Raw genomic sequence first — 25,662 nt, 5'->3', positions numbered from 1 at the left:
GGTTCTCCTCTCTAGGCCGACTCGCCGGGGCCGGGGGCCCAGGCTTGATAAAAAATCATGTCTTCGGCGGGCTCCACCATGGCCGGCGCCAATCCGGCGGGCAACAGCCAGCACTGACCCGGACGGAGCTGCTCTTGGGGATGCTCGCCGCCGGGGAAGCCCAGCTTGCCCCGGCCCCGTTCCACCCACAGCAGGCCGGGTCCGCCGCCGGGGCGCTCCAGGGCGCCCTTACCCATAATGGCATATTTGAGCAGCCCGAATGAAGCGGTGGTGACCAGGGATTGCACCTGCCAGGGCGGCGGCGACAGGGTTCGGGAGGGCGTGGGTTCGCCCGGCCCGCTGGGCTTGAGCGCCTCCAGGGCCCGCTGCAGGTGCAGGGGCCGGGGCTTGCCGTCCGGGCCGGGGCGGTCCCAGTCGTAGAGGCGGTAGGTGAGGTCCGAGGCCTGCTGCACCTCCAGGATCAACAGGCCCGGCCCGGTGGTGTGCAGGGTGCCCGCGGGCACGTCGAAGGTGTCGCCGGAGTTGGCCGGGACCTTGGCCAGGATCTCGGGCAGCCGGTTTTCGGCCGCGGCTTGGGCCACCTGCCGGGCGTCGGCGCCCGCGCTCAGGCCGTGCACCAGTTGGGCCCCGGTTTGGGCGTGCAGGATGTGCCAGGCCTCGCCCTTGCCCCAGGGCTCGTTTTCCAGCCGCGCGGCGGTGGGATCGTCGGGGTGCACCTGCACCGAGAGCCACTGGCCCACGTTTAATAGCTTGAGCAGCAGGGGGAAGCCGGGGGCCGCGCCCGGCCCCAGGATGTAGTCCGGCCACTGGGCCACCACCCGGTCCAGGCCCTGGCCCACTAGGGGACCGGCGGCCACCTTGGTCACGTGCAAACGGTCCGAGGCCAGCCAGACCTCGCCGATGCCCAGGGGAACCCCCAGGCGGGAGGCCCAAGGCTCGGGAAAGTGGGGCTCGGCCCAGACCTTGGGCAAGAACACGGGGATGAGCCTGAGCGGTCCGAAGGGAAGGCTCACAGGCTCTCTCCGCTCTTGGCCGCCTTGCTGCCCAGGTGTTTTACCACCCAGAAGCCGCCCACCAGCAGCACGAAGAAGCTGACCGCGATCCAGCCGAAGTACTCCTTGACCCAGGCCTGGATGGCCGGCCCGAAGTACCAGAAGATGAGTCCCAGGGCGTAGAAGCGGGCCCCCCGGCTGATTATCGAGGCCACCACGAAGCGGGGGAAGCTCAGGTCGAATACCCCGGCGGTGATGGTGAACAGCTTGTAGGGCAGGGGGGTCAGCCCGGCCGCGCCCACGGCCCACACGTCGTAGCGTTGGTAATAACCCTCCACCAGCTTGATCTTGTCGGCGGAGAACCAGCGGAACATCAGGGGGCGTCCGCCCTTGATGCCGATGAAATAGCCGAACATGCCCCCCAGCACCGAGGCCACGGTGCAGATGGTGGCGAACCACAGGCTGTACTCCGGCTTGACCGCGCACAGGGCCATGAGCAGCACGTCCGGGGGGATGGGGAAAAACGAGCTTTCGGCAAAGGCCAGGGCGAACAGGGCCCAGCCGCCGTAGGGGGTCTGGGCGAAGTGGGCCACCCACGCGGCCATTTCCTTGATCCATTCCATGCGCTAGTTAGTCCCCTTTCGGCTCACAGATATTCCTCCCGGCCCTTCACCTTCAGCTCGTCCAACAAGCGGCCCACCTCCTGACACTTGCTGCGCGGGGCCACCAGCACCACGTCGTCGGTGACCACCACCACCAGGTCCTTGACTCCCAACAGGGCGGCGAGCCGCCCCCCGGCGGAGACCACGTTGCCGTGGGAATCCACCGCGTGGATCTGCTGCTTTCCCTCCCGGCAGGCGTTGCCCAGGTGGTCCAGCTCCCACAGCTCGCTCATGGCCTCCCAGGAGCCCACGTCGGACCAGCCGAAGTCGGCCTTGACCACCCTGAGTCGGGAGCTTTTCTCCAGCACCCCGTGGTCTATGCTGATGGCGGGCAGGTCCGGATAGACGCATTGCATGGTGTCGTCCTGGTCCGCCTGGCCCAGGCAGGGGCCCAGTTCGCCCAGCCCCTTGGCCAAATCAGGCAGATGCCGGGACAGCTCGTCCAGGAGCACCCCGGCCCGCCAGGCGAACATGCCCGAATTCCACAAATGCCGTCCGCTGCCCAGATATTCCTCGGCCGTGGCCAGGTCGGGCTTTTCGTGGAAAGCGGCCACGTGGCTGATGGCCGGCGGCTGGGGATCGGCCACCTGGCCGGTCTCGATGTAGCCGAAGCCGGTGGCCGCAAAACGGGGGGTGAGCCCCAGGGTGACCAGCACCTGCTGGGCGGCGGCCAACTCGGCGGCGCGCCGCAGGGTGGTCAGGAACAACATCTCGTCGATGATCAGATGGTCGGCGGGCAGCACCAGGCACACCGCCTGGGGATCGCGCCGGGCCACCCAGGCGGCGGCCAGGCCGCAGGCGGCGGCGGTGTTGCGGCCCATGGGTTCGGCCAGCACGTTCTCGGGGGGCAGATCGGGAAGCTGCTCCAGCACCTCGTCCGCGTGCAGGCTGCCCGTGACCACCAGCACCCGCTCCAGGGGGGTCAGGGGGCCCAGGCGGTCCACCGTCTGCTGCAAGAGGCTGCGCTCCCCGGTGAGGGTGAGCAGCTGCTTGGGTCTCTTTTGGCGGCTGGCGGGCCAAAATCGGGTGCCCGAGCCTCCGGCCATGATCACCGCGTACAAATTCATCGACTATCCCCAAAAATTCCAGGCCAGGGCGAAGATACCCACCGCGAAGCAATAGGGCGCGAACCAATGGAAGGCCCCAGCCTGCACGATTTTAAGCAGCAGGCGCAAGGCAAAGTAGCCGCTAACCGCCGCGGCGACGAAGCCAACGATCATGGGCGCCGTGCGCACCGCCTCCGGCACGCCCAACTCGTGCAGCTGCAACACCAGGGCTCCCAGGATGGCCGGGATGGACAGCACGAAGGAGTAGTGGGCGGCCACTTTGCGGTTGACCCCCAAGAGCAGGGCCACGGAGATGGTGCTGCCCGAGCGGCTGATGCCCGGGGTTATGGCCAGGCCCTGGGCCAAGCCGATGATTAACGCCCGGCCCGCGCCCATCTTTTCCAGAGGGCGACCCGGGCGGCGCACCAGGGCGGTGGATAGGAGCAGCCAACCGGTGACTATCAGGGCCAGGCCCACGATGAGCAGCGAGGAGAACATGGACTCGAACAGGTCCTTGAAGGCGAAACCGATTATGGCCGTGGGGATGCTGCCCAGCACCACCAGCCACAACAGGAGACGCCCCTGGCGGCCATCCTGGTCGTCATACACGAACAGGCCGCGCAGAATTCCCCACAGGTCTTGCCAAAACACCGATACCACCGCCACCAGGGTGCCCACGTGGACCGCCACGTCGAACATCAGCTCCGGTTCGGTGAAGCCCAACAGGCGCTGCCCCAGGACCAGATGCCCCGAGGAACTGATGGGCAGAAACTCGGTGAGCCCCTGCACTACTCCCAGTACCGCCGCTTGCCAAAGCTCCATGAACGCTCCAAGGTGCGATTGAATGGGAATATAGCCCGCTGGGGCAATAGATGCAATCAAGTCGCGGGTTTTTGCGCGCGCTCCTTGCCGGGCCCGGGCCAAGCCGGAACCGACGGACCGGGCGAGGGCGGGCAGCCAAGGCGCGGGTTCCGGGCGATTGTCCACCGGGATGCCGGCCATTTGCCGGCAATCAGGGCTCTGCCGTCGCCGCGGGAAACATGGCGCCTGGCCTGCCGCGGCGGCCTACGGCGCTTAAAGTAAGCTTTATTAATAGCATGAGTGGGAGGGCTTGCCCCAAATTCCAGCGGGCCGGGATGCGCCGCTCAAGGGAACGTTCTCCGGTTTTTCGAGGCTCAGGCGAGACGAAAGTTAGACTAATGCCTAGAAAAATTTAAAAAAATAGCTTGACAGGCCGGGGGTGGGTCAACTAGGCATGATAGACGAAGAAGCGTCACTGGGGAGTGGCTAAGGGCATTTTGCTTAAGCCGCTTGACAGAAGCAAGCCAACTGCATACAATCGTTAGCTAAAGCCTTATAGCCTTATTACCGGCAAGGAGTGCCCGTTAATGAACAAGTCTCAGCTAATAGAGGCGCTGGCTAAAGCCGAGGGCCTTACCATCAAAAAAGCGGAGATGGTGATAAACACCATTTTCGGATCGGTAGAGGATGCCCTCATTCTCGGTGATCGGGTGGAGATTCGCGGGTTTGGCAGTTTCAAAGTCAAGGACTACGACGGTTATCAGGGCCGCAACCCCAAGACGGGCGAGATCATCGACGTCGGCCAGAAGAAGCTGCCCTTTTTCAAAGTGGGCAAAGAGCTCAAAGAGCGCGTGGATTCCATGGACTAGACCCACATCCGGCCCAGCGGCCGGTGTCGCGGCGCTTCTGATATAATTGAAATCGGCCCCGCCCTGATTGTGCGGCGGGGCTGTTTTTTGCGACGGAGCCGGAAGATCATTTTGACCCCGGCCGTGCTAGGCGGGGAGCTAGCGGTGCCCTTTTCCCGAAATCCGCTTTCGCGGGGCTGAAGGCCCGCCTAGGGTTGTTCGTCGAGGAGTTTTGTAAGCACTGGGTTTGTTCCGGACACCGCGCGACGTACGGTCGTGAACCTCGTCAGGTCCGGAAGGAAGCAGCGATAAGCGATGCGGTGCGTGTCGCGGAGCGCTCTGGAGCCAAATCCCGTGTTTTGCATGCCCTTTGGCGAAGAATTCAAAGTGGGATGCGCGGCTGGGGTCATCTAAAAGGCAAGTTTTAACCTTGTCTCTCACCATCCGACAGACAATGTCCCAGATGTTGACCCAGGGGCCTTGGAGCGCCCTGGAGCTGGCCTCCGCCTTGCTGCTAACCCGCCGGGAGGTGGAGGAGCATCTGGTGCATCTGCGGCGTTCCCTGGGCAAGGGCCTGATAATCCAGCCGGCCCAGTGCCGGGCCTGCGGCTATGTGTTCGTGGATCGCCGCCGTCTGGACGCGCCGGGCCGCTGCCCCGTCTGCCGGGGCCAGCGCATAGACGGTCCTTGGTTTGAAGTAAAGGCTTGAACGCCCGGCCGGGCTATTGCAGATCACTACGGATGGCGCGGGCGCTGGCCATGGTTTCGCGCACCACCTCGTCCAGGTGGCCCGGCTTCAAGGAGGAGGTGAAGCCCACCACGTAAAGGGCCGAGGCCAGCCCTCCCGCGCTGCCCACCGGCACCGCCACCCCCCAGATGCCCACCAGGTATTCATCGTGTTCCACGGCATAGCCCTGTTCGCGCACTTGGTCCAACTGTTCGCGGTACTCATCCAGGTCGGTCACCGAGTTGGGGGTGTGGCGGGGCAGCCCCTGGGCCAGAATCTTGTCCACCACCGCCGGAGGCTGGCCGGCCAGAAAAACCTTGCCCACCGCCCCGGCCAAAAGGGGCAGGCGGGTGCCCGGCCCGGCGGAGATGCGGATCTGCTCCGGCGGCTGGCGGGCCTCCACCACCATGACCTCCCGGCGTCCCATGACCCCCAGAAACACCGATTCGTCCAAGCGGCCGCAAAGGCGGGTCATTTCCGGCCCGGCCGCGTCGCGCAGGCTGGCCTGGGCAAAGCCGCGGCGGGCCAGGGTGGCCACCAGGGGGCCCAGGCCGTAACGCTTGGTTTCCGGGTCCCGGTTCAAGGCCCCCCCGGCCTCCAGCTGCTTGCACAGGCCAAAGACCGTGCCCTTGCTTATGCCCAGATGGCGGGCCAACTCGCTGATTCCGATGCCGCCGCGGCTCTGGGCCACCAGTTCCAGGATTTTGAGGGCCCGGCCCACGGATGGGGCGCGGTAGCCGGCTTGGGGGGGCATGCGTTCTCCTCGCTGAACAGATCGGCTCCCATAATGAGCGCGCCCCGGCGGCTTGTCAAGCGAGCGGAACGTGGCGTCAACCCCAGCCGGGCCTTGTAAACCAGGGGTGGTAGTGCTAGCGTAAACCCACCGTTGCGCCTTTTACGGTGGGGTTATGTCTGCACTTATCCTGTTGGTTTCGCTCCTGGGCGGCGTGTGGTGCCTGGGTAGCGCCCTGCTGCGTTTGTATCGCTGCCTCGCCTCCCGGCGGGTGAGCCCCGCCGAGCCTCGTCTGTGGCGGGACCAGCGGCGGCGTTTCCTGTGGTCGGCCGCCCTGGGGGTGGCCTTTTTCGTCGCTTTCGGGGTCGTGGCCTGGTGGTCCGGGAGCGGCACGTCGGAGGTTCCATTGGCGCGCCCTGTCGCTTCGCCGCCTCCCATGGTGGCGAGCGGCCAAGTCGGGACTATGCCCATCCCGTTACCGGCCGCCGAACCTGCGGCCCCCCAAGCGCCGGAAAGCCCGCGCGAGGCTCCAGTAGCCTCCGCTCCGGCGGGTTCGGGCGAGAACCCGGCCACCCCGGAGGTCAAGCCCGAGGCCGGCCGCAACCAGGCCAGCGGCGGCGAAAAGACCACGGGGGAAACTACCGTAGAAAAGACCGCCGGCCAGCCGGAAGTGGCAGGCGGCTCCCCGAAGGGCCCGGCCGACTCCGTCCCCGATTCCCAAAGCGAGGCTGGCCAAGCTCCGGCGCAGGCCGCCACCACCCCGGCCGCCGAAAAGCCGAGCCAGGCCGCCGCCGTCCCGGCCACGCATAAGGCTTCGGAAGAAGGCGCTGCGTCATCCGAGGCCAACGCGGGCCCGCAGGATGCGAGCGCCCCGGCCCAGGCCGGTGAGACCCCGGCCGCCGAGAAGCCGAGCCAAACGGCCATGGGACAGGCCACGGAGCAAGCTCCTAGAGGCGAAGCCGCGGCTCCAACCGGCGGTGAAAGCCCGCAGGCCGCCGGCGGCCCGGCGCAAGCCAGTGAGGCTCAGGTCCAACCGGGTGCTACCAAAACGACCCCGGCAGCTGCCCCGGCCCCTACGCCCGCCGCCCAGCCTCAGGAGGCCGAGGCGGCCAAGCGGGACGCCTGGACGGTATGCGCCGCTTCTTTCCGGCGCGAGTCCATGGCCCAAAACTATGCCCAGCGCCTGGCGGGGCAGGGCCTGGCCGCCCGGGTGAGCCGGGCCGACCTGGGAGACAAGGGCGTCTGGTATAGGGTGTGCCTGGGCGGCTTCGCCAGCCTGGCCGAGGCCAAGCGCCAATATCAGGCCTGGGAAGAGCAGGGGCTGATCAGCGACGCCTTTTTGCTGCCCCTGCGCTGAGGCGGATCATGGATGACAAGCGCCTGTGGTTTCTGCTCAACGAGGTGGCCCAGGGCCTGGGGGTGGAAGTGCGCTTGGAGAGCCTGGACGGGGGTGACGACCCCCCGGCCCACAGCGGCCTCTGCCGCTTGCGGGGAAAACCGGTAATATTCATCGAGCGGCGGCAAGACACCTCCGGGCGCTGCCGCCGCTTGGGCCTGGGACTGCTGGGCCTGGAGCTGGACGGGGTTTATCTGCGGCCGGTGGTGCGCGGCTATCTGGAAGAGTTGGGCGGCTTCGGCGGCCAAGGAGACGAGTGGGATGACTGAGGCGGGGCTCAAGTGAGCGCGGCGAGACGGGGCAAGGAGCGCTTGGCCGAGCTGGAGCGCGAGGTGCGGGGCAAGGGGGTGCAGCTGGCCTATGAAAAGCTGCAATTCGCCGGGCTGCACCTCAAGAGCGGCCTGTGCTGGTTCAAGGGCCGCTACTATCTGTTCGTGGACCGGCTCAAGCCGGTGGGCGACCGGGTGGATCTTTTGGAGCAGGCCCTGGAAGACCTGGCCATATTGCCCGATCCCTCCCTGGGTCCGCCCGACGCCTTCCAGCCGGGGGTCAACGACGCGGCCCAAACGGAAGATGAGCAAGACGAATCCGGGGAGCAAGCGCCCCAAGGGGCGGCCCCGGCGGAGAAAGCCGATGCCTGAGCTTCCCTTGGCCCGGCGAATCGAGGTGGTCAGGCTGCCTTTTACCAGCGAGTTCGCCACGGAAAAGCGCTTTGCCGACACCCGGGGCGAAGGCCATTTGATCCTCAACGGCCCCACTGTGCGGCGGGCCGGGTTGTTCACCCTGGAGCCCGGCGCGGGCTATCGGGGCGGCCACCTGCACCACGGCAAGAGCGAGTACATCTACATCGCCGCCGGGCGCGGCCAGGCCGAGTTCTTTTGCCCGGCCACGGGCGAGCGTCTGGAAATGGAACTCAAGGCCGGGGACCGGCTGTTCATCACCCCTGGGGTAGCCCATCGTTTCCGCGCCCAGGAGACCCTAACCTTTGTGGAACTGTGCGACCGGCCCTATGAGGCCGAGGACGACCAGACCGTGGATTTCGACCGGGAGTAAGCCATGTTGGAGGACATGCTGGCCTTGGTTCGAGGGAACCACCTTTGCGTGTTGGCCACCGTTCACCAGGGAGAGCCCCACACCTCGCTGATGGCCTATCTGAGCGGGGAGGGGGGACGCCGCGTCTACCTGATAACCAGCAGCCAAACCCAAAAGTACCGCAACGTGCTGGCCGAGCCCCGGGTGAGCCTGCTCATCGACGACCGCCGGGAAGCCGCCCAAGTGGGAGCCGTCAAGGCCCTGAGCCTGAGCGGCGCCTGCGCCCCCGCGCCGCCCGAGGAGCAGGAAGAGCTCAAGGCGCGCTTTGCCCGCGAACTGTCCCACCTGGCGGGCATCGTGGCCGACCCGGCGGCCGTGGTGCTGGCGGTGCAGGTTCGCGCCATGCAGCTTTTGGCCGGGCCCACACAATCCAGCTATGTGGAGTTGGATTAGGGAAGCCCCGACCTTGACAGCCTCGCGGAGCGCGGGGTAAGTTTTGCCTCGTTTTTCAGCTAGGCCACGCAGTTAGGCCATGTTTAAGGAGCATCCAGTGAGTAAGCGTAATCTACCGCCCGTACCGCCCGAGATCGAGGCTTTGGTGCCCTACAAGCCGGGCAAGCCCATCGAGGAGCTGGAGCGGGAGTTGGGTATAAGCGGGGCCATCAAACTGGCCAGCAACGAAAACCCCCTGGGCACCTCGCCCAAGGCCCAAGAGGCCATGGCCAAGGCCCTGCCCGGCCTGAACCGCTACCCCGACGGGGCGGGCTTCGAGCTGCGCCAGGCCTTGGCCGCCCGCTACGGCTTGGCCCAGGAGCAGATCGTGTTGGGCAACGGCTCCAACGAGATCATCGAGCTCTTGTGCCGCGCCTTTTTGCGCCCCGGCGACCTGGCCCTGGCCGCCTCGCCGTCCTTTCTCATGTACTCCAAGCTGGTGCAGGTGGCCGGCGGCCGACTCAAGGAGGTGCCGCTCAAGGACTACCGCCTGGACCTCGCCGCCCTGGCCGAGGCCATCGAGCCGAGCACCAAGTTGGTGTTCGTGAACAACCCCGACAACCCGGCGGGCACCGCCTTCAGCAAGGCCGAGTTCAGCGAGTTTTTGACCAAGGTGCCCGAGGGGGTGATCGTGGTCCTGGACGAGGCCTACATCGAGTTCGCCAGCGACCCCGAGGTGGCCCAGGGCACCGATTTTCTGGACCACCAGGTGCCGGTGGTGGTGATGCGCACCTTCTCCAAGGCCTACGGCCTGGCCGGGCTCAGGATAGGCTTCGGTCTGGGGCCGGTGGAGGTCATGGACATCCTGCACCGGGTGCGCCAGCCCTTCAACACCTCCATCCTGGCCCAGGCGGCCGGGACCGCTGCGTTGGCCGACGAGGAATTCTTTCGCAAGACTATGGAGGTCACCTGGCAGGGGCTCAAGGACTTCTACGCCTGTTTCGAGCGACTGGGCCTGACCTACGTACCCAGCCAGGCCAACTTCGTGCTGGTCCAGATCGGGCCCCGGGCCTCGGCCGTGGCCGACGAGCTGCTCAGGCGCGGGGTGATCGTGCGCAAGATGGCCTCCTACGATCTGCCCGAGTTCCTGCGGGTCAGCGTGGGCCTGCCCCAGGAAAACCGGCGTTTCATGGATGAGCTCCAGGCCATCATTGGGGAGGGATAGCCCCGGTGGTGGTAACGGTGGACGGGCCGGCGGGGACGGGCAAGTCCTCGGCCAGCCGCCTCTTGGCCCGCGAGTTGGGCTTCGCCTATTTGGACACCGGGGCCCTGTACCGGGCCATCGCCCTGGCCGCCCGGCGCGACGGGGTCGAGGAGGCCGCTGAAAGCGAACTGGCCGCCTGGCTGGCCAAGGTGCCCCTGGAGGCCAAGCCCACGGACGGCCGCTTTCTGGTCTTGCTGGACGGCCAAGACGTGGAGCCCTTTATCCGCAACGAGGCCATAAGCCAACTGGCCAGCCGCCTGTCGGCCCTGGCCCCGGTGCGCGAGCATCTTTTGGGCCTGCAACGCTCGGCCGGGGAGCGCGGCGACCTGGTGGCCGAGGGGCGGGACATGGGCACGGTGGTCTTTCCCCGGGCCGAGGCCAAGTTTTTCCTCACCGCCAGCGAACAGGAGCGGGCCCGCCGCCGCTGGTTGCAACTGGGTCAGAGCGGCCAACACGTTGATCCGGCGGAGATCCTGGCCGACCTGCGCCGCCGGGACCAGCGCGACTCGGGGCGCAGCCTGAGCCCCCTGCGCCCGGCCGGGGACGCCACGGTCTTGGACACCACTCCCCTCAGCCTTTCCCAGGTGGTGGCCACCATGGCCCGTCAGGTGCGCACCCGGATTTCAGGAACCCAACGATAGGCTAATGAAACCTTGTAAAATACAGTACTTTCTGGTAGGAAGACTTAATTTTACAAGTTGCGGAGTATGGGCCGAGTTGTCGGCCTAGGCTGCCGCGTGGCTAAACCATTAGGAGCTAAAGCGAATTAACCATGGCCGATAACGATCTTACCAAGGACTTGGTGGTGGAAGACGCCCCCGAGGCCGCCGAGGAAACCGTCGCCACCGCCGGTTCCGCTTCCGAGAACACCGCCCCTGAAAGCCCCGCCCCTGAGGATCCCGCCCCTGAAAGCCCCGCCATGCATGAAGGAGACCTGACTCCCGAGGAGCTTGAACAGGCTTACGAACAGTCGATGAAGGAGATCCAGGAAGGCGAGGTGGCCAAGGGCACCATCGTGGCCGTGGAAAACGACTACGTGGTGGTGGATATCGGATACAAGTCCGAAGGTCAGATCAACATACACGAGTTCCGCGACGCCGACGGCGTGATCAAGGCCGAGGTCGGCCAGCAGGTGGACGTCTTGCTGGAGCGGGCCGAGGACGAGGACGGCACCATCATCCTGTCCAAGGAGAAGGCCGCCAAGATCAAGGTGTGGGACGAGATCAGCCGGGTGTACAACGACGACGGCATGATCCACGGCACCATCGTGGGCCGCGTCAAGGGCGGCATGAGCGTGGACATCGGGGTCAACGCCTTCCTGCCCGGCAGCCAGGTGGACCTCAGGCCCGTGCGCAACCTGGATTCGCTCATCGGCCAGGACTTTGATTTCAAGATCCTCAAGTTCAACAAGAAGCGCGCCAACATCGTGCTGTCGCGCCGGGTGCTTCTGGAAGAAGAGCGCGAGGAAAAGAAGAAGAAGACCCTCACGGTGCTGGAAGAGGGCCAGGTCATGCAGGGCGTGGTCAAGAACATCACCGACTACGGCGTGTTCGTGGACCTGGGCGGCATCGACGGCCTGCTGCATATCACCGACATGAGCTGGGGCCGGGTAGGCCACCCCTCGGAGATGTTCAACATCGGCGACGAGATCACCGTCAAGGTGCTCAACTTCGACCGCGACCGCGAGCGGGTCAGCCTGGGCCTCAAGCAGCTCAAGGAAGACCCCTGGCTCAACGCCTCCGAGCGCTACCCCGTGGGCACCCGCATCAACGGCCGCGTGGTGAGCCTGGCCGACTACGGCGCATTCGTGGAGGTGGAAGAGGGCATCGAGGGCCTGATTCACGTCAGCGAAATGTCCTGGACCCGCAAGGTGCGTCATCCTTCCAAGATCGTCAACGTGGGCGACATGGTCGAGGCGGTGGTGCTGTCCATCAGCCCCGAGCAGAAGCGCATCAGCCTGGGCATGAAGCAGGTGGAGCCCAACCCCTGGGACGTCATCGCCGAGAAGTACCCCGTGGGCACCACCATCGAGGGCCGCATCAAGAACATCACCGACTTCGGCCTGTTCATCGGCATCGACGAGGGCATCGACGGATTGGTGCACATCTCCGACATCTCCTGGACCAAGCGCATCAAGCACCCCGGCGAGATCTACAAGAAGGGTGACGAGGTCCGGGCCATCGTGCTCAACATCGACCGCGAAAACGAGCGCTTCTCCCTGGGCATCAAGCAGCTCGAGGGCGATCCCTGGGAGGAGATCCCCAACAAGTACCGCGTGGGCACCCGGGTCAACGGCGTGGTCACCAACGTCACCGACTTCGGCCTGTTCGTGGAGCTGGAAGAGGGCGTCGAGGGCCTGGTCCACGTGTCCGAGATCGCCGAGGACAAGATCAAGACCCCCGTGGGCATGTTCAACGTGGACGACGTGATCGAGGCCAAGGTGGTCAGCGTGAACCGCCGCGAGCGCAAGATCGGCCTGTCCATGCGCCGCCTGGACGAAGAAGCCGAGCGCCAGGTCTACAGCGAGTACGTGAACTCCACCCAGGCCGCCACCAGCAACCTGGGCGCCCTGCTCAAGGAGGGCCTGGCCCAGAAGGAAGACGTGGAGAACGGAAACGAGTCCGACGAGGACAAGTAACCGTCTCCCGAAAGTAGCTATATGAAAAAACATCCCCTGGCCCTGGCCATTGGGGTATGTGCCCTGATCGTGGCCTTGTTCGGCGGAGCCCTGGTGTTTATCAAACCGGGGCTCCGCCCCGAGGCCCTTTTCGGCGGCAAGATCGCCGTGCTTCCCGTCACCGGCCTCATCAGCTCGTCCAAGGAATTCAACAAATATTTGATCCGCCTCAGGCGCGACGACTCGGTAAAGGCCATCATCATCCGGCTGAACTCCGGGGGCGGCGGCGCGGCCGCGTCCCAGGAGATGTACATGGAGGTGGCCCGCACCGCCAAGGTCAAGCCGGTGGTGGCCTCCATGGGCGGGGTGGCCGCCAGCGGGGCCTATTATTTGGCCGCCGCCTGCACCAAGATCGTGGCCGCCCCGGCCACCATCACCGGCTCCATCGGGGTCATCTCCACCATTCCCGACTTGCACCAGTTGCTGGAAAAGGTGGGGGTCAAGGTGCAGGTCTTGCGCTCCGGCGAGCTCAAGGGCGGGGGCATGCTTTCGCGCCCGCTCAGCCCGGCCGAGCGGGCCAACTTCCAGGAACTCATCGATCAGACCTATCAGCAGTTCGTGAGCGACGTGGCCAAGGGCCGCCGCATGCCCTACGACAAGGTCAAGGCCCTGGCCAACGGCGGAATCTACACCGGCGCCAAGGCCAAGCAACTGGGCCTGGTAGACCAACTGGGCAACTTCCAGGACGCGGTCAATCTGGCCGCCCGCCTGGGCGGCATCAAGGGCCAGCCCACCGTGGTGTGGCCCGAAAAGAAGGGCGGCTTCTGGGCCGAGCTGCTGCGCGACCAGGCCAGGGTGCTCCTCAAGGACCTGGCTACCGATCTGGGCCTGCGGCCCGGTTTGGACTACCGCTGGCCCGCCTCGCCCCTTAATCCATGAGGGCGTCGGCCAATCCCCTGACTTTTCTGCGCGCCTTTTGGTCTCCTCTGCGAGGCCTGCGCTTGTTGTGGGACCACAAGCGCCTGTGGCCCCTGGCCGCGGCGCCCTTTTTGCTCAACCTGATCCTCTTCGGCCTGGCCTTCTGGCTAAGCTACGCCTACCTGGGCGACTGGGTGCGGGGGCTTTTGCCCGGCGGAGAGGGCTGGTGGTGGGCGGCGCTGTTGTACGTGGCGCTGGTGCTGCTGGTCCTGGCCCTGTTGGGGGCGCAGATATATCTGTTCGCCGTGGTGGGCCGGGTGGTGGCCGAACCCTTTCTGGAAATCCTCACCCGCCGCACCGAGGCCCTGGCCCAGGGCATGCCCGCCGGCGCGCCCTGGAGCGATGCCGGACTGCTGCGCGACATGCTCAGGGTGCTGCGCCAGAGCCTTAAGCGCCTGGTCATCTACCTGGGGGTGATGCTGCCCCTGCTGCTGGTCAACTTGGTCCCCGGGGTGGGGGCCATACTCTACGCGGTGCTGGCCTGGCTGTTCACCGCCTATTTCCTGGCCCTGGAGTTCATGGACTATCCCCTGGACCGCCGGGGCCTGAGCCTCCAGCAAAAGTCGCGCTACGTGCGCGGCATGGGCCTGGGCTGGTTGGGCTTCGGCAGCGCGGTACTGGTCATAGGCCTGGTGCCGGTGGTCAACTTCGCCCTGTTGCCCCTGGCGGCCATGGGCGGCACTCTGCTCTACCTGGAGCGCCCGCTCTCCGCCGCCTGAGGCGCCCGGCCCCAGGAGGCCGCTTCGGACCCGCCCTAGACTGTTCGATCATTGCTGGTAAAATTTCTGTTTTGCCTGATTTGTTACTCATGCGGCGGACGAGCATGCCTCCAGCCCTGGAAATAGACCCGGCCCAGGGGCACCCCGACTTCCGGCGCGGCCTGGCCCTGCTGGGCATCGGGCTCAGCGTGTTCATGGGTACCATGGACATCAGCATCGTGGTCATCGCCCTGCCCACCCTCATGCACGACCTGGGGGCCTCCCTGGCCAGCGTGGAGTGGGTGGTGGTGAGCTACGCCCTGGTCATCACCTCGCTGATGCTGGGAGTGGGCCGCCTGGGCGACATGTTCGGCAAGAAGCTGGTCTACCTGGTGGGTATCGCGGTGTTCGGAGCGGGCTCGGCCCTGTGCGGCCTGGCCACCAGCGTCTGGACCCTCATCGCCTTCCGGGGGGTGCAGGCCCTCGGCGCGGTGATGATGCAGGCCCTGGGCATGGGCATCGTCACCGAGATATTTCCGGCCGGCCAGCGGGGCAGGGTGATGGGCATCATCGGCACGGCGGTGTCCCTGGGCCTGGCGGTGGGCCATCCTCTGGGCGGGCTCTTGGTGGGCACCGTGGGCTGGCGGGCCATCTTCTGGGTCAACCTGCCGGTGTGCCTCATCTCCTGGTACATGGTCCTGCGCTACGTGCCCGGCGACCACCACAGCGGCAAGGGCGAGCGCTTCGACCTGGCCGGGGCCCTGCTATTGTTCAGCGCCCTTATCTGCTACGCCCTGGCCATGACCCTGGGCCAGCACCACGGCTTCTCCTCCGGCGCCTCGCCCCTGTTGTTTTTGGCGGCGGCGGTGGGGGTGGCCCTGTTTTTGTGGGTGGAGGCACGCAGCGCCCAGCCCATGATGCCCCTGTCCCTGTTTCGGGATCCGGAGTACGCCCTGGGCCTGGTCATGAGCTGGAACAGTTTTTTGATCCTGGGGGGGATGTTCATCCTGCCCATCTACCTGCAGGCGGCGGAGGGCTATTCCCCCCAACAGGCGGGTTTCCTCATGTTGGTGGTGCCGGTGTGCATGGGCATCGTCTCCCACCCCGCCGGCTGGTGCGCCGACCGTTTCGGGCCGCGTCTGGTCAGCCTGGCCGGGCTGGTGCTCCTGGTGCTCGGCTGCCTGACCATCAGCGGAATCACCCTGCACCTCTCGGTTACGGAATACGTCTTGCGGACGCTGCCCCTGGGCCTGGGCCTGGGGCTGTTCCAGGTGCCCAACAACAGCTCCATCATGGGCCGCTCCCCCCGCAACCGGCTGGGGGTGTCTTCCGGCCTGGTGTCTCTGTCGCGCACCCTGGGCAACACCTCCGGGGTGCCGCTCATGGGTGCGGTCTTCAGCGTGTACCTGTTGGCGGCGGCTCCGGGTCTGGACCCGGACAAGCTGATGACCGCCCCGCCCCAAGCCCTGGTGGCCGGGCTGGACGGGGTGTTCGGCATGGCTGCCTGGCTGGGCAGCAGCAGTATCGCCGTGGGCATGGCGGCCTGGTGGCTGGAGCGCCGCCGCCGGGGCGAGGCCCCCACCGCCCGCACGGGCCGCTAGGCTTCAGACGCGGAACACGTCCTTAGGCCAAGCCACAATCAGGCGCGGCAGTACTCCACTATGGCCGCCACATGGATGGCCGCGGTGTTTAAAAAAGGCAGGCCCAACTCGTCGCCTCCCAGGATGAGCGGCAACTCCGTGCAGCCCAGGATGACCGAATCGATGCCTTGCTCGCGTCGCATACGCGAGACGATGCGCAACAGCTCTCCCCGGGTGGCGTCCTTGAAAATACCCATCTCGATCTCGGTGTCCAGGCGCTTTTGGATGAGCTCGCGTTCCTCGGGCAGGGGCACTGCAACCGCCATACCCTCGGGTTCGAAACGGTCCTGGTATAGCCGCGAGTCCATGGTGAGGCGGGTGCCCAGCATCCCCGGTCTCTTGAGGCCCATGACCACGGCGCGGTGCAGGGTGGCCTCCACGATGCTGACCAGGGGCAGGGGGGAGCGCGAGCTCACCGCCTCAAAGACCAGATGGGGCGTGTTGGAGGCGATGGCCGCGAAGTCGGCTCCGGCGCGGCCGAGGGCCTCCACGCTTTCCAAGAGCATTTCGGCCACTTGGGCCCACTCACCCGCGTTGGCCAGGCGCATGAACCGGGCCAGACTGACGCTGTGGATGAAAATCTCGGGATAGTCGTAATTCGCCCCGGCGGCGGCGAAGGAGCTGATGATGCCCTTGTAGTAGTCAAGGGTGGATTCAGGCCCCAGGCCTCCGATCAAGCCGATTTTTCGCATGATCCCCTCTGGGCTTTTGGGGGAGCGGCAACGCCCCCTTACAGGCGGAACTCCTCCACCGGCCCGGCCCCCTCGCGGATGATTTCGGGCTGGTCGTCCACCAGGCTGATGACGCTGGAGGGTTGGCCCGGAACCGGCCCACCGTCGATCACCAGGTCGAGCTGCTTGCCCATGGCTTCGTCGATCTCCCAGGCGTGCAAATACTCATGCCCGTCGGGATCGGTGGCGGTGGCGCTGGCCAGGGGCCGCCCCAGGGCCTGCACGATGGCCAGGGGTATGGGATGGCCCGGCACCCTGATGCCCGCGGTCTTGCGCCGGGTGAGCATCATGCCCGGCACCTCCCGGCTGCCGGTGAGCACGAAGGTGTAGGGGCCGGGCAGCAGGCGTTTGAGGGTTTTGTAGGCGTAGTTGGTAACCAGGGCGTAGCGGCTGAGGTCGCTGAGGTCGGGGCAAATGAAGGAGAAAGGCTTGGACTCGGGCTGGCCTTTAATCTGGTGCAGCCGTTTGAGGGCTTTTTTGTTGTGGATGTCGCAGCCCAGGCCGTAGAGCGTGTCGGTGGGGTAGGCCACAACCCCGCCGCTTTCCAACACCTCCACCACCCTGGCGATCAGGCGCGGTTGGGGGTTCTGGGGGTTGATCTCTAACAGCACGGGTTCATCTCCAAGCCGGGGCGGCGGACCTCTCCCTTTGGGGCTGGGCGGCCGACGCGCGCCGAGCGGACCTAGGTGCGGACGAACTTCCTATACGAATAATACAGCAACATCTTGTATGGCGACATGTTTTGCCAGGGAAACACGGCGGACAGGGGCGGGCGGAATATCCTGGCCAGGCAGGCCAGGCCCCGGCGCGGGGGCAGGGACAGGCACAAGAGCAGACAGTAGTTCCACAAGGCGGCGCGGACCTTGTCCGGGCTATGGCCGCCAACGTCGGTCAGGGCGCTGTAGAGCTTGGCCAGCCACCGCTCCGCCTCGTCCACCCGCCCGCCCAACTCCGTGAAATGGTGGACGGCCAGCAGGTTATGCACCTCCAACTCCTGGGGAGTGAACTCTAGGCCCAACTCCTTCAGCAGGCGGGCCCGGATGTGGCGGGAGGTCCGCCCCTGCTCCACCTGGCGCTTGACCGTGGCTTGGTCCGCATACCGGCGATAACGGTAAAGTATTTCCTCCACCGCCCCCAGGTCGCCCACCCGGGCCAGGCGGCTGATGAAGTCATAGTCCTGGGCGACCACGCACCGGGGATCGTATTGGATGCCGTGGCGGCGCAGCGGGGACCTGCGAAACATCAGGCTGCCGTGAATCAGGGGAGAATGAAAAAACAGGTCCACCTTCAGGCGCTCCGGGTCGTTGCGCATCGGCCAGGAGCGGTCCAGGGGCTCATCGGAAAAAAACTCCAGGCCGGTGCCGCAGGCCACGGTCTGGGGATTGCCCTCCATAAACTCGTATTGGCGCTCCAGCCTAGAGGGCAGGCTGAGGTCGTCGGCGTCCATTCTGGCGATGTAGGCGCCGCGCGCCCGCCCCATGCCTATATTGGAGGAATTGGCCGCCCCCAGATTTCGCCCGTTGTCCAAAAAACGGATCCTGGGGTCCTGGAAGGAGAGGATCACCTCACGGGTGTCGTCGGTGGACCCGTCGTTGATTATGAGCAATTCGAAGTCCCGGAAGGTCTGCCCAAGGATGCTCTCGATGGCCTCGCCCACGTAGGGGCCGCAATTGTAAGCCGGCATGAGTACGGTGATGGCGGGATTTGAGTTCATGGCCGGCTCCTGGTTGTGAAACCGACCCTGACTGCGTGGTGGGGAAGGCCGGGAACGAAAGGCGCCGCCGGGCGCGGCGTGGCCCAGGCCGCCACCCGCCATACGTCAAAAAATGAGTAGTGGAGAGCGGCCGGTTGCGGCCGCTTTCCACTATGTGACAATGAAAACGCTCCCCCCGGACCGAGGATTTTAGAAGGGGATATCGTCGTCCGTGGAAGGCGGACCGCCGAAGTCGTTGCCGCCGCCTCCATAATTGCCTCCCCCACCACCACCGCCGTAACCGCCGCCGCCCTGGCCGCCGCCTTGGCCGCCGCCCTGGCCGCCCAGGAACTGGATGTCGCGGGCCACGATTTCGGTCATGTACTTACGCTCGCCGCTTTGGTCTTCCCAGGAACGGGTCCGGATGGAACCCTCGACGTAGACCTGGCGGCCTTTGGACAGGTATTGCGCCGCGATCTCGCCGAGCTTGGTCCAGGCCACTATGCGATGCCACTCGGTGCGCTCCTGCATATTGCCGTCGCGGTCCTTGAAAGACTCGCTGGTGGCCAAGCGGAAGGTGCACACGGCCGTGCCGCTTGGGGTATACTTCAGTTCCGGGTCTGCGCCCAGGTTGCCGATGAGAATGACTTTATTGACGCCACGGGCCATTGGACAACTCCTTTGGATTTTAGACGTTGACTGTAGCACAAGGTGAAAAGGGGCCGCAACCGACGGCGGCCGGTAAAGATGAAAAGAGCCGCTGGTGGCTGCCGGTACGCTACCTTTGGTCCGCCTGGGGAATATCTTTGATGGTGTTGTTGACCATTCCTTTTTCCCTGGCGGCCATAATCGGCGGAGCGCTGGGCGTCAATCCCCACAAGCTGCAATGGGCTCCGCGGGGCTGGGCCCGGCTGCTCATGCGGGGCATCCTGTGCCGGGTGCGCCTGGTGGGGGGGCAAGACCTGGACCCGGAGGAAGCCTACGTGTTCGCGGGCAACCATGCCTCGGCCCTGGATATCCCCTCCCTACAATCGGTGATGCCCAAAAACTTCCGCTGGGTGGCCAAAAAGGAGCTGTTTTCCATACCCTTGTTCGGCCCGGCCCTGAGCGCCCTTAACAATATACCCGTGGACCGCTCGGAAAGCCGCCAGGCCATGCAAAGCCTGATTTTGGCCTCCCGCCGGGTGAGCGACGGGGCCAGCGTGGTGATCTTTCCCGAGGGAACCCGCTCCGAAGACGGCAGGCTTTTGCCCTTTAAGAGCGGAGGGTTCCTGCTGGCCATCAAGTCGGGCAAGCCGGTGGTGCCTTTTTACCTGCACGGCACCCGCCAGGCCCTGGCCAACGACCGCCTGCTGTTGGACCCCGGCCCCATAGAGGTTATCCTGGGCGAGCCCATAAAGACCGAGGGGCTGAAGGCCGGGGATCGCGAAGATCTGTCGGAGCTGGTGCGGGAGCGCATCCTCGAGTTGCAGAGAAATGCCGGGGATGAACCTCCGGTTGACAGCCCCCCTAGCGCCCCCTAGATTGTATGGCCATAGCCTGTGCAAGTCTTGAAAGAGGAAGCTATTTGTCCGCCAAACGCCCCCAAAAGAAAACCAAGCCCCCCAAGGCCCGGGCCCCCAAGCCTCGCAAGGCCAAGGCGCCCAAGCCGCGCAGGGCCTCCAAAGGCCTGAACGACCGGGCGTTGGCCGCCCTGGCCCAGGTGGGGCGCACCCTGGGGGCGGCTCTGTTGGTGCTGGTCGCCCTGGGGGTGGGGCTGGCCCTGGCTTCTTATAGCGCGGCCGACCCTTCGCCCCTGAACCAAGCCAAGGGCCCGGCTGGCAATCTGCTGGGCGCGCCGGGCGCGGCCCTGGCCGGGGCGGCCTACGGCATCTTCGGGCTGGGGGCTTGGTGGCTGGTGATCCTGCCTTTGCCCGCCGCCTGGCTCTTGTGGTCGGGCCGGGCCGCCGGGCGCACGCTGCCTTATTGGGCCGCCGGTCTGGGCCTGCTGGTGTCCTCGGCCGCCTTCTTGGGCGCGGTCCGGGCCAGCGTGGGCCTGGGCGGGGCGCCTCTGCCGCTGGGCGGCGGCGCGGGCCGGGCGGCCGCCCTGGGCCTGGGGCAGGTGGGCAGTTGGCTGGCTTGGGGGTTGCCCCTTTTGGTGGTTTTAGCCTCTCTGGGCATGCTGGCCTGGTCCCTGTGGCCCCTGCTGGGGCCCTTGTGGCGCGCCTCCCGGGTAGACGGCCCCCTGGCCCAGCAGGCGGTATCGCCGCTCAGCCTGCGCCCGGACGAACCTGGCCGGACGTTCGCCGAGCCGGAGCTAGAGCCGGAGCCCAGGGTTGACATAATCATCTCCCGCCCCGAGCCGGCTCCGGAGCCGGTTCCCGAACCGGTTGCCCCGGCGGAGCCCGACCCCGACCCGGTGCCGGCCGCCCGGAACGGCGGCGAGGGCCCGGTGATCAAGCCCCGCCTGGCCGGGGGAGCCTCGGCCTCCGGGGTGGTGGCCCCCACGCCCAAAAAGGGCCGCTTCAAGCTGCCCGACCTGGATCTCCTGGACCCCGGCCCCGGCCCGGCCCCGCCGGAGCAGGCCGAGGCGCTCCGGGCCACCAGCAAGGTGCTGGAGGAGAAGCTGGCCGACTTCGGGGTGCAGGGCGCGGTGCGCGAGGTGGCCCCCGGTCCGGTGGTCACCCGCTTCGAGTTCAAGCCCGCGCCGGGGGTGAAGATCAGCAAGGTGGCCGGGCTGGCCGACGACCTGGCCATGGTCATGCGGGCCAAGTCCATCCGCATCGTGGCCCCCATTCCGGGCAAGGCGGTGATCGGCATCGAGATACCCAACCCCACCCGGGAGATGGTGGCCCTGCGCGAGCTCCTGTCGGCCCAGGTCTACCAAAAGGACAACGCGCGGCTCACCGTGGCCGTGGGCAAGGACATCCTGGGCCACCCGGTGGTGACCAACCTGGCCCGCATGCCCCACCTGCTCATCGCCGGGGCCACCGGCGCGGGCAAGAGCGTGTTCATCAACTGCCTGGTGCTGTCCATCCTCTACCGCTGCACCCCGGAGCAGGTGCGCATCCTCATGGTGGACCCCAAGCGCATCGAACTCTCCGCTTACAGCGACATCCCTCACTTGCTCTACCCCATCATCACCAGCCCCAAGGAGGCCACCGCCGGGCTGCGCTGGGCGGTGCGCGAGATGGAGCGGCGCTACGAGCTGTTGGCCGAGCTGGGGGTGAAGAACATCGAATCGTTCAACCGCCGCCTGGCCGATCGGGGTCCCATCGCCGCGCCCGAGGGGGTGGACAACAACGGCCGGGAATACCTGGAGCCCTTGCCCTATATCCTGGTGTTCATCGACGAGTTGGCCGACCTGATGATGGTCAGCTCCAAGGAGGTGGAGGGGCTCATCACCCGCCTGGCCCAGATGGCCCGGGCGGCGGGCATCCACCTGATCCTGGCCACCCAGCGGCCCAGCGTGGACGTGATCACCGGGCTGATCAAGGCCAACTTCCCGGCCCGCATCTCCTTCAAGGTGGCCAGCCGGGTGGACAGCCGCACCATCCTGGACCAGCAGGGGGCCGAGCACCTTTTGGGCCGGGGCGACATGCTCTTCGTGCCGCCGGACACCTCCGGGGTCAGCCGCCTGCACGGGGCCTTTGTCAGCGAGGAGGAGATCGACCGGGTCACCGCCTTTTGGAAAGGCCAGGCCCCGCCCGAGTACGACGATAGCGTGGTTGCCGCCACCGAGGAAGGCAACGGCGGCGAGGGTGGCGCGGCCGACGACGAGCTGTACCCCGAGGCGGTGGCCCTGGTGCGCGAGAGCGGCCAGGCCTCCATCAGCTACGTGCAGCGCCGCCTCAAGGTGGGCTACAACCGGGCGGCCAACCTCATCGAGCAGATGGAGCGCGACGGAATCGTGGGCCCCAGCGAGGGCTCCAAACCCCGCCAGGTGTTGATGCGGGATTAAATCGGATTAAGGGGGGGAGCAATGGCTAGTAAGGAAGATTTGGCTGATTGGCTAGTCGAAGCATTGAGAGACCTCGGAGGCAGCGCTAAAATCGTACCCATCTGCGAATATGTTTGGAAGCACCACGAATACGATCTTAAAGAATCCCCCAAGGGCCTATTTTTTACCTGGCAATACGACATCAGGTGGGCTGCAAAAAACCTGCGAGACAGGGGAGTGATGAAACCCGCCCATATCTCGCCCAACGGTGTTTGGGAGCTGACGTGAAAAACTTTTTTTTCAAAACATCTTCCTGCGGCCTTCTGCTATTTTTTGTATCGCTCTACCTGCTCGCTGTCGCTTCGTTAGCCCTGGCCACCAGCAGCGCCCAACCCGAATCCCCGGCCCTGCTGGCCCAGCGGGTGCAGGAGCGCTATCGGAACGTGCAGAGCATGGCCGCCGACTACCAGCGCTCCAGCAGCTTCGTATCCCTGGGGGCCCAAAGCGGCGGGCGCGAGGTGGTCGGCTCCGGCCACCTGATATGGGCCCGGCCCCTGAAGCTGCGCCTGGATCAAGAGAAGCCGCGCCGGGAGATGATCATCACCGGCGGAGGCGAGGCCTGGTGGGTGCGGCCGGGGCGCAAGCAGGCGGATCTCTACCCCTTTAGCCAATTCACCAGCGGGCTCACCTCGCTCCTGGACGCCCTGGGCGGCCTGTCCGGCCTGGAGCGGGACTACAAGGTGGGCGAGGCCTCGGTAAAGGAAAGGGACGCCGCTCCCGCGGGCAGCGCGCTGCTCTCCCTGGAGCCCCGCCAACAGCGGGCCGACCTCAAGGAACTGGTGCTGATTTTCGCGGGGAACGACCTGACCCTGAGAGGCTTTGTCATCTACAACCTGGTGGGCGACCGCACCGCCTACAGTTTCTCCACGCTGCAAATCAACCCCGCCGTCAATCCGGCGCTGTTCGACTACGAGCCCCCGGCCGATTACCGGCTGGTGGACCACCGGCCCATAATGGGCACCAAGGACCCCCAGGCCAAATGAGCCCCGCGCCTCACAGCGTCTTGATCCTGGGCGGGGCCAAGAGCGGCAAGAGCTCTTACGCCCAGGCCCTGGCCGAGTCCTGGGGCGGGCGGCTGGTCTACGTGGCCACGGCTCAAGCCCATGACGCGGAGATGACCCGGCGCATCGCCCGCCACCAGGCCGACCGGGGCGAGGCCTGGTCCACCCTGGAGGAGCCCCTGGCGCTGGAGGCGGCCCTTGAGGAGGCCGACGGGCCGGGCGCCGTCTTTTTGGTGGATTGCCTCACCCTGTGGCTGAGCAACCTGGTGTTGGCCGCCGAGCTGGACGACGACCAGGTGGTGGAGCGGGGCGAGGCCCTGGCCCGCCTGCTGCCCTCCCTGGAGGCCCGAATAATCCTGGTGGCCAACGAGGTGGGCCTGGGCATCGTGCCTGAAAACGCCTTGGCCCGGCGCTGGCGCGACCTGGCCGGTTCCCTGAACCAGCGCCTGGCCCGCGCCTGCGACGCGGTTTTACTGATTACCGCCGGCCTGCCTCTGGCCCTCAAGGGCGGGCCGCTGCCCCTGTCATGATTTTGGAGAAGCAATGAGCACCCTGGAAGAAATCATCGCGCGCATCAAACCCCTGGACCGTAGCGCCGGAGAGGCGGCCCAGGCCCGTCTGGACAACCTGACCAAGCCCCTGGGCGCCTTGGGCGACCTGGAGCGGCTGGCCCGCCATTTGGCCGAGATTCGCGGCAGCGCCGACATCGCCCAGCCCCGGGCGGCGGTGGCCGTGTTCGCGGCCGACCACGGGGTGGCCCAGGCCGGGGTGAGTCCCTATCCCGCCGAGGTGACCCCCCAGATGGTGTTCAACATCCTGGCCGGCGGCGCGGGCATCAACGTGCTGTCCCGCCGGGCCGAGGCCGAGGTCACGGTGGTGGACGTGGGGGTGAACTACGACTTCGGCGACACCCCCGGCCTGGTGCAGGCCAAGGTGGCCATGGGTACCAAGAATCTGGCCGAGGAAGCGGCCATGACCCTGGATGAGGCCCGCCAGGCCATCGGCGTGGGGGCCCAGGTGGCCAACAAGCTCATCGCCGACGGCGCGGACCTGCTCATCGCCGGGGAAATGGGCATCGGCAACACCACCCCCTGCGCGGCGCTCACCGCCTTGTTCAGCGGCCGCCCGGTGGCCGAGGTGACCGGCCGGGGCGCGGGCCTGGACGAAAAGGGCCTGGCCCAGAAGATCCGGATAATCGAAAAAGCCCTGGCCCTGCACCGGCCTTCGCCAGAGAGGCCCCTGGAGGCCCTGGCCGCGCTGGGCGGCCTGGAGATCGCGGCCATCTGCGGCTACATGCTCGAGGCGGCGGCCCAGGGCGTGCCGGTGATCGTGGACGGCTTCATCGCCGGTTGCGGGGCCCTGGTGGCCACCCGCCTGGCCCCGGCCGTGGCCGACTACCTCATGGCCGGGCACAACTCGGTGGAGATCGGCCACCAGGTGCAGCTCAAGGCCATGGGGCTCACCCCCATCCTCAGCCTGGACCTGCGCCTGGGCGAGGGCACCGGCGCGGCCCTGGCCCTGCAGATCGTGCGCGCGGCCGTGGCCATCTACAACGAGATGGCCACCTTCGCCGACGCCGGGGTCACCGGGCACCAGGGTTAAGCCGTGAAGAGCTTCCTCCTGGCCCTACAGTTCCTCACCGTGGTCACGGTGAACTCCGGGCTGAGGGCCGATTCCCGGGACCTGTCCCGCTCCCGGGCCTGGTACGCGCTGGTGGGCGGCCTGCTGGGCTTGTTCCTGGCCGGGGCCGCCTGGCTCTTGGGCCACAAGCTGCCGCCCCTGGCCCTGGCCGCGCTGCTGGTGGTCCTGTGGGGGGCGCTGACCCGTTTTCTGCACTACGACGGGGTGGCCGACACCGCCGACGCCCTGGTGCACACCACCAGCCGGGAGCGCGCCCTGGAGATCATGAAGGACACCCGCCTGGGCTCCTTTGGGGTGGCCGCCCTGGCCGGGGTCATGCTGCTCAAGTTCGGGGCCTTGGCTTCCTTGTCCGGGGCCTCGCTGTGGGGCGCCCTGGTGGCCGCTCCGGCCCTGGGGCGGGCCCTGGCCGGCATCCTGGCGGGGCTCATGCCCCCGGCCCGACCCGGACAGGGCCTGGGCGCGGCCGTGGCCCAGGAAAGCGCCCTGTGGCCCGACGCCCTGTGCGGGGCCTGCGCCCTGGGCATAGCCATGTTGGCCGGCGGCCTGGCCGGGGCGGTGGCCTCTCTGGCGGTGCTCGTTTTGGGTCTGGTGTTGGCCTGGTGGTATTGGCGGCGCATAGGCGGGGTCACCGGCGACACCCTGGGGGCGGCCATCGAGTTGGGCGAAACGGTTGCCTTGCTGGCCTGGTGCGTGGCGGGATAAAAACCTTGCCTGTCCCCAAAGCCTGTGCTATTGCAATAAAGTCCGGCCA

The 25,662-nt window shown here is 66.6% G+C and carries 29 protein-coding genes and 1 other RNA gene; 21 read left to right on the top strand and 9 right to left on the bottom strand.

Features of this window, described 5'->3' with window-relative positions; translation table 11 throughout:
- Positions 1-11: 11 nt before the first annotated feature.
- From AACH32_RS13670 to uppP, 4 genes are read right to left on the bottom strand one after another with little or no spacing between them, the layout of a single operon-like run.
- Entirely contained in the window at positions 12-1,013 is a 1,002-nt protein-coding gene (locus AACH32_RS13670) for a type I phosphomannose isomerase catalytic subunit (protein WP_338600505.1), read from the bottom strand.
- Positions 1,010-1,615 (bottom strand): YqaA family protein, encoded by a 606-nt coding sequence (locus AACH32_RS13665; RefSeq protein WP_338600502.1) that lies wholly within the window; start codon positions 1,613-1,615, stop codon positions 1,010-1,012. Before AACH32_RS13665 ends, AACH32_RS13670 begins: the two co-directional genes overlap by 4 nt.
- A gap of 23 nt (positions 1,616-1,638) precedes the next feature.
- Positions 1,639-2,721 (bottom strand): mannose-1-phosphate guanylyltransferase, encoded by a 1,083-nt coding sequence (locus tag AACH32_RS13660; RefSeq protein WP_338600499.1) that lies wholly within the window; start codon positions 2,719-2,721, stop codon positions 1,639-1,641.
- Positions 2,722-2,724: 3 nt separating this feature from the next.
- Positions 2,725-3,522 carry an undecaprenyl-diphosphatase UppP gene (gene uppP, locus AACH32_RS13655; RefSeq protein WP_338600496.1) on the bottom strand — a complete coding sequence of 266 codons (798 nt, stop codon included), beginning with the start codon at positions 3,520-3,522 and terminating at the stop codon, positions 2,725-2,727.
- A 566-nt stretch (positions 3,523-4,088) separates the two neighbouring features.
- Here uppP and AACH32_RS13650 point away from each other — a divergent pair.
- The 3 genes from AACH32_RS13650 to AACH32_RS13640 all read left to right on the top strand — a co-directional run bounded on the left by AACH32_RS13650 (position 4,089) and on the right by AACH32_RS13640 (position 5,058).
- Complete coding sequence (locus AACH32_RS13650) at positions 4,089-4,370, top strand: HU family DNA-binding protein (protein ID WP_338600493.1); 282 nt, start codon at positions 4,089-4,091, stop codon at positions 4,368-4,370.
- 121 nt (positions 4,371-4,491) lie between these two features.
- Positions 4,492-4,749, top strand: an RNA gene (gene ffs, locus AACH32_RS13645) — signal recognition particle sRNA large type.
- A gap of 54 nt (positions 4,750-4,803) precedes the next feature.
- Positions 4,804-5,058: a hypothetical protein gene (locus tag AACH32_RS13640; protein ID WP_338600490.1), complete on the top strand. Its 255-nt coding sequence runs from the start codon at positions 4,804-4,806 to the stop codon at positions 5,056-5,058.
- Between the two features lie 13 nt (positions 5,059-5,071).
- Here AACH32_RS13640 and AACH32_RS13635 read toward each other — a convergent pair whose 3' ends face one another.
- Positions 5,072-5,830, bottom strand: a complete 759-nt coding sequence (locus AACH32_RS13635; protein ID WP_338600487.1) for an IclR family transcriptional regulator — start codon at positions 5,828-5,830, stop codon at positions 5,072-5,074.
- A gap of 154 nt (positions 5,831-5,984) precedes the next feature.
- Here AACH32_RS13635 and AACH32_RS13630 point away from each other — a divergent pair, with 154 nt between their 5' ends.
- The 11 genes from AACH32_RS13630 to AACH32_RS13580 all read left to right on the top strand — a co-directional run bounded on the left by AACH32_RS13630 (position 5,985) and on the right by AACH32_RS13580 (position 15,827).
- Positions 5,985-7,166: an SPOR domain-containing protein gene (locus AACH32_RS13630; protein WP_338600484.1), complete on the top strand. Its 1,182-nt coding sequence runs from the start codon at positions 5,985-5,987 to the stop codon at positions 7,164-7,166.
- A gap of 8 nt (positions 7,167-7,174) precedes the next feature.
- Complete coding sequence (locus AACH32_RS13625; protein WP_338600481.1) at positions 7,175-7,474, top strand: hypothetical protein; 300 nt, start codon at positions 7,175-7,177, stop codon at positions 7,472-7,474.
- A 12-nt stretch (positions 7,475-7,486) separates the two neighbouring features.
- On the top strand, positions 7,487-7,846 hold the full coding sequence (locus AACH32_RS13620; protein ID WP_338600477.1) for a hypothetical protein: 360 nt from the start codon (positions 7,487-7,489) through the stop codon (positions 7,844-7,846).
- Positions 7,839-8,258, top strand: coding sequence for a cupin domain-containing protein (locus AACH32_RS13615; protein ID WP_338600474.1), 420 nt, complete (start codon positions 7,839-7,841; stop codon positions 8,256-8,258). Before AACH32_RS13620 ends, AACH32_RS13615 begins: the two co-directional genes overlap by 8 nt.
- 3 nt (positions 8,259-8,261) lie before the next feature.
- Positions 8,262-8,690, top strand: coding sequence for a pyridoxamine 5'-phosphate oxidase family protein (locus tag AACH32_RS13610; protein WP_338600471.1), 429 nt, complete (start codon positions 8,262-8,264; stop codon positions 8,688-8,690).
- A 97-nt stretch (positions 8,691-8,787) separates the two neighbouring features.
- A complete protein-coding gene (gene hisC / locus AACH32_RS13605; RefSeq protein ID WP_338600468.1) occupies positions 8,788-9,894 on the top strand; it encodes a histidinol-phosphate transaminase in 1,107 nt (368 codons plus the stop codon).
- Between the two features lie 5 nt (positions 9,895-9,899).
- Entirely contained in the window at positions 9,900-10,574 is a 675-nt protein-coding gene (gene cmk, locus AACH32_RS13600; RefSeq protein ID WP_338600465.1) for a (d)CMP kinase, read from the top strand.
- A 278-nt stretch (positions 10,575-10,852) separates the two neighbouring features.
- Positions 10,853-12,571, top strand: a complete 1,719-nt coding sequence (locus AACH32_RS13595) for a 30S ribosomal protein S1 (protein ID WP_350341581.1) — start codon at positions 10,853-10,855, stop codon at positions 12,569-12,571.
- A gap of 21 nt (positions 12,572-12,592) precedes the next feature.
- Positions 12,593-13,489, top strand: a complete 897-nt coding sequence (gene sppA, locus AACH32_RS13590; RefSeq protein ID WP_338600459.1) for a signal peptide peptidase SppA — start codon at positions 12,593-12,595, stop codon at positions 13,487-13,489.
- Positions 13,486-14,247: an EI24 domain-containing protein gene (locus tag AACH32_RS13585; RefSeq protein WP_338600456.1), complete on the top strand. Its 762-nt coding sequence runs from the start codon at positions 13,486-13,488 to the stop codon at positions 14,245-14,247. Before sppA ends, AACH32_RS13585 begins: the two co-directional genes overlap by 4 nt.
- Positions 14,248-14,351: 104 nt before the next feature.
- On the top strand, positions 14,352-15,827 hold the full coding sequence (locus tag AACH32_RS13580; RefSeq protein WP_338600453.1) for an MFS transporter: 1,476 nt from the start codon (positions 14,352-14,354) through the stop codon (positions 15,825-15,827).
- Between the two features lie 38 nt (positions 15,828-15,865).
- Here the strand turns inward: AACH32_RS13580 and AACH32_RS13575 are convergent, their stop codons facing one another.
- The 4 genes from AACH32_RS13575 to AACH32_RS13560 form a co-directional block, all read right to left on the bottom strand.
- Complete coding sequence (locus AACH32_RS13575) at positions 15,866-16,558, bottom strand: aspartate/glutamate racemase family protein (protein WP_338600450.1); 693 nt, start codon at positions 16,556-16,558, stop codon at positions 15,866-15,868.
- Positions 16,559-16,596: 38 nt separating this feature from the next.
- Positions 16,597-17,208 (bottom strand): L-threonylcarbamoyladenylate synthase, encoded by a 612-nt coding sequence (locus AACH32_RS13570; protein WP_338600447.1) that lies wholly within the window; start codon positions 17,206-17,208, stop codon positions 16,597-16,599.
- Between the two features lie 71 nt (positions 17,209-17,279).
- Entirely contained in the window at positions 17,280-18,311 is a 1,032-nt protein-coding gene (locus AACH32_RS13565; RefSeq protein WP_338600444.1) for a glycosyltransferase family 2 protein, read from the bottom strand.
- A 189-nt stretch (positions 18,312-18,500) separates the two neighbouring features.
- Entirely contained in the window at positions 18,501-18,959 is a 459-nt protein-coding gene (locus AACH32_RS13560; protein WP_338600441.1) for a single-stranded DNA-binding protein, read from the bottom strand.
- Positions 18,960-19,099: 140 nt separating this feature from the next.
- Between AACH32_RS13560 and AACH32_RS13555 the strand changes: the two genes are divergently transcribed.
- From AACH32_RS13555 to cobS, 7 genes are read left to right on the top strand one after another with little or no spacing between them, the layout of a single operon-like run.
- A complete protein-coding gene (locus tag AACH32_RS13555) occupies positions 19,100-19,813 on the top strand; it encodes a lysophospholipid acyltransferase family protein (protein ID WP_338600439.1) in 714 nt (237 codons plus the stop codon).
- 44 nt (positions 19,814-19,857) lie between these two features.
- Positions 19,858-22,230, top strand: coding sequence for an FtsK/SpoIIIE family DNA translocase (locus tag AACH32_RS13550; protein WP_338600435.1), 2,373 nt, complete (start codon positions 19,858-19,860; stop codon positions 22,228-22,230).
- Between the two features lie 21 nt (positions 22,231-22,251).
- On the top strand, positions 22,252-22,497 hold the full coding sequence (locus tag AACH32_RS13545; protein ID WP_338600433.1) for a hypothetical protein: 246 nt from the start codon (positions 22,252-22,254) through the stop codon (positions 22,495-22,497).
- The gene (locus AACH32_RS13540; protein WP_338600430.1) at positions 22,494-23,252 is read left to right on the top strand and encodes a LolA family protein; all 759 of its coding nucleotides are present in this window, start codon (positions 22,494-22,496) and stop codon (positions 23,250-23,252) included. Before AACH32_RS13545 ends, AACH32_RS13540 begins: the two co-directional genes overlap by 4 nt.
- Positions 23,249-23,800, top strand: coding sequence for a bifunctional adenosylcobinamide kinase/adenosylcobinamide-phosphate guanylyltransferase (gene cobU, locus AACH32_RS13535; RefSeq protein ID WP_338600426.1), 552 nt, complete (start codon positions 23,249-23,251; stop codon positions 23,798-23,800). The genes AACH32_RS13540 and cobU overlap by 4 nt, the downstream gene beginning before the upstream one ends.
- Positions 23,801-23,813: 13 nt before the next feature.
- A complete protein-coding gene (cobT, locus tag AACH32_RS13530) occupies positions 23,814-24,872 on the top strand; it encodes a nicotinate-nucleotide--dimethylbenzimidazole phosphoribosyltransferase (protein ID WP_338600423.1) in 1,059 nt (352 codons plus the stop codon).
- A 3-nt stretch (positions 24,873-24,875) separates the two neighbouring features.
- Positions 24,876-25,613: an adenosylcobinamide-GDP ribazoletransferase gene (gene cobS / locus AACH32_RS13525; RefSeq protein WP_338600420.1), complete on the top strand. Its 738-nt coding sequence runs from the start codon at positions 24,876-24,878 to the stop codon at positions 25,611-25,613.
- Positions 25,614-25,662 lie beyond the last annotated feature (49 nt).

This window comes from Desulfoferula mesophila, assembly GCF_037076455.1.
Lineage (GTDB): Bacteria > Desulfobacterota > Desulfarculia > Desulfarculales > Desulfarculaceae > Desulfoferula > Desulfoferula mesophila.
This window is presented reverse-complemented; position numbering and strand designations above follow the sequence as displayed.

What these genes read in the sequence shown, in the direction of transcription:
- AACH32_RS13660 (WP_338600499.1), bottom strand. Translation starts at nt 2,721, where the DNA reads ATGAATTTGTACGCGGTGATCATGGCCGGAGGCTCGGGCACCCGATTT.
- AACH32_RS13630 (WP_338600484.1), top strand. Translation starts at nt 5,985, where the DNA reads ATGTCTGCACTTATCCTGTTGGTTTCGCTCCTGGGCGGCGTGTGGTGC.
- cobT (WP_338600423.1), top strand. Translation starts at nt 23,814, where the DNA reads ATGAGCACCCTGGAAGAAATCATCGCGCGCATCAAACCCCTGGACCGT.
- cobU (WP_338600426.1), top strand. Translation starts at nt 23,249, where the DNA reads ATGAGCCCCGCGCCTCACAGCGTCTTGATCCTGGGCGGGGCCAAGAGC.
- AACH32_RS13640 (WP_338600490.1), top strand. Translation starts at nt 4,804, where the DNA reads ATGTCCCAGATGTTGACCCAGGGGCCTTGGAGCGCCCTGGAGCTGGCC.
- AACH32_RS13650 (WP_338600493.1), top strand. Translation starts at nt 4,089, where the DNA reads ATGAACAAGTCTCAGCTAATAGAGGCGCTGGCTAAAGCCGAGGGCCTT.
- AACH32_RS13665 (WP_338600502.1), bottom strand. Translation starts at nt 1,615, where the DNA reads ATGGAATGGATCAAGGAAATGGCCGCGTGGGTGGCCCACTTCGCCCAG.
- AACH32_RS13565 (WP_338600444.1), bottom strand. Translation starts at nt 18,311, where the DNA reads ATGAACTCAAATCCCGCCATCACCGTACTCATGCCGGCTTACAATTGC.
- AACH32_RS13545 (WP_338600433.1), top strand. Translation starts at nt 22,252, where the DNA reads ATGGCTAGTAAGGAAGATTTGGCTGATTGGCTAGTCGAAGCATTGAGA.
- AACH32_RS13635 (WP_338600487.1), bottom strand. Translation starts at nt 5,830, where the DNA reads ATGCCCCCCCAAGCCGGCTACCGCGCCCCATCCGTGGGCCGGGCCCTC.
- AACH32_RS13625 (WP_338600481.1), top strand. Translation starts at nt 7,175, where the DNA reads ATGGATGACAAGCGCCTGTGGTTTCTGCTCAACGAGGTGGCCCAGGGC.
- AACH32_RS13615 (WP_338600474.1), top strand. Translation starts at nt 7,839, where the DNA reads ATGCCTGAGCTTCCCTTGGCCCGGCGAATCGAGGTGGTCAGGCTGCCT.
- AACH32_RS13585 (WP_338600456.1), top strand. Translation starts at nt 13,486, where the DNA reads ATGAGGGCGTCGGCCAATCCCCTGACTTTTCTGCGCGCCTTTTGGTCT.
- AACH32_RS13610 (WP_338600471.1), top strand. Translation starts at nt 8,262, where the DNA reads ATGTTGGAGGACATGCTGGCCTTGGTTCGAGGGAACCACCTTTGCGTG.
- AACH32_RS13575 (WP_338600450.1), bottom strand. Translation starts at nt 16,558, where the DNA reads ATGCGAAAAATCGGCTTGATCGGAGGCCTGGGGCCTGAATCCACCCTT.
- AACH32_RS13560 (WP_338600441.1), bottom strand. Translation starts at nt 18,959, where the DNA reads ATGGCCCGTGGCGTCAATAAAGTCATTCTCATCGGCAACCTGGGCGCA.
- uppP (WP_338600496.1), bottom strand. Translation starts at nt 3,522, where the DNA reads ATGGAGCTTTGGCAAGCGGCGGTACTGGGAGTAGTGCAGGGGCTCACC.
- AACH32_RS13555 (WP_338600439.1), top strand. Translation starts at nt 19,100, where the DNA reads ATGGTGTTGTTGACCATTCCTTTTTCCCTGGCGGCCATAATCGGCGGA.
- sppA (WP_338600459.1), top strand. Translation starts at nt 12,593, where the DNA reads ATGAAAAAACATCCCCTGGCCCTGGCCATTGGGGTATGTGCCCTGATC.
- AACH32_RS13580 (WP_338600453.1), top strand. Translation starts at nt 14,352, where the DNA reads ATGCCTCCAGCCCTGGAAATAGACCCGGCCCAGGGGCACCCCGACTTC.
- AACH32_RS13595 (WP_350341581.1), top strand. Translation starts at nt 10,853, where the DNA reads ATGCATGAAGGAGACCTGACTCCCGAGGAGCTTGAACAGGCTTACGAA.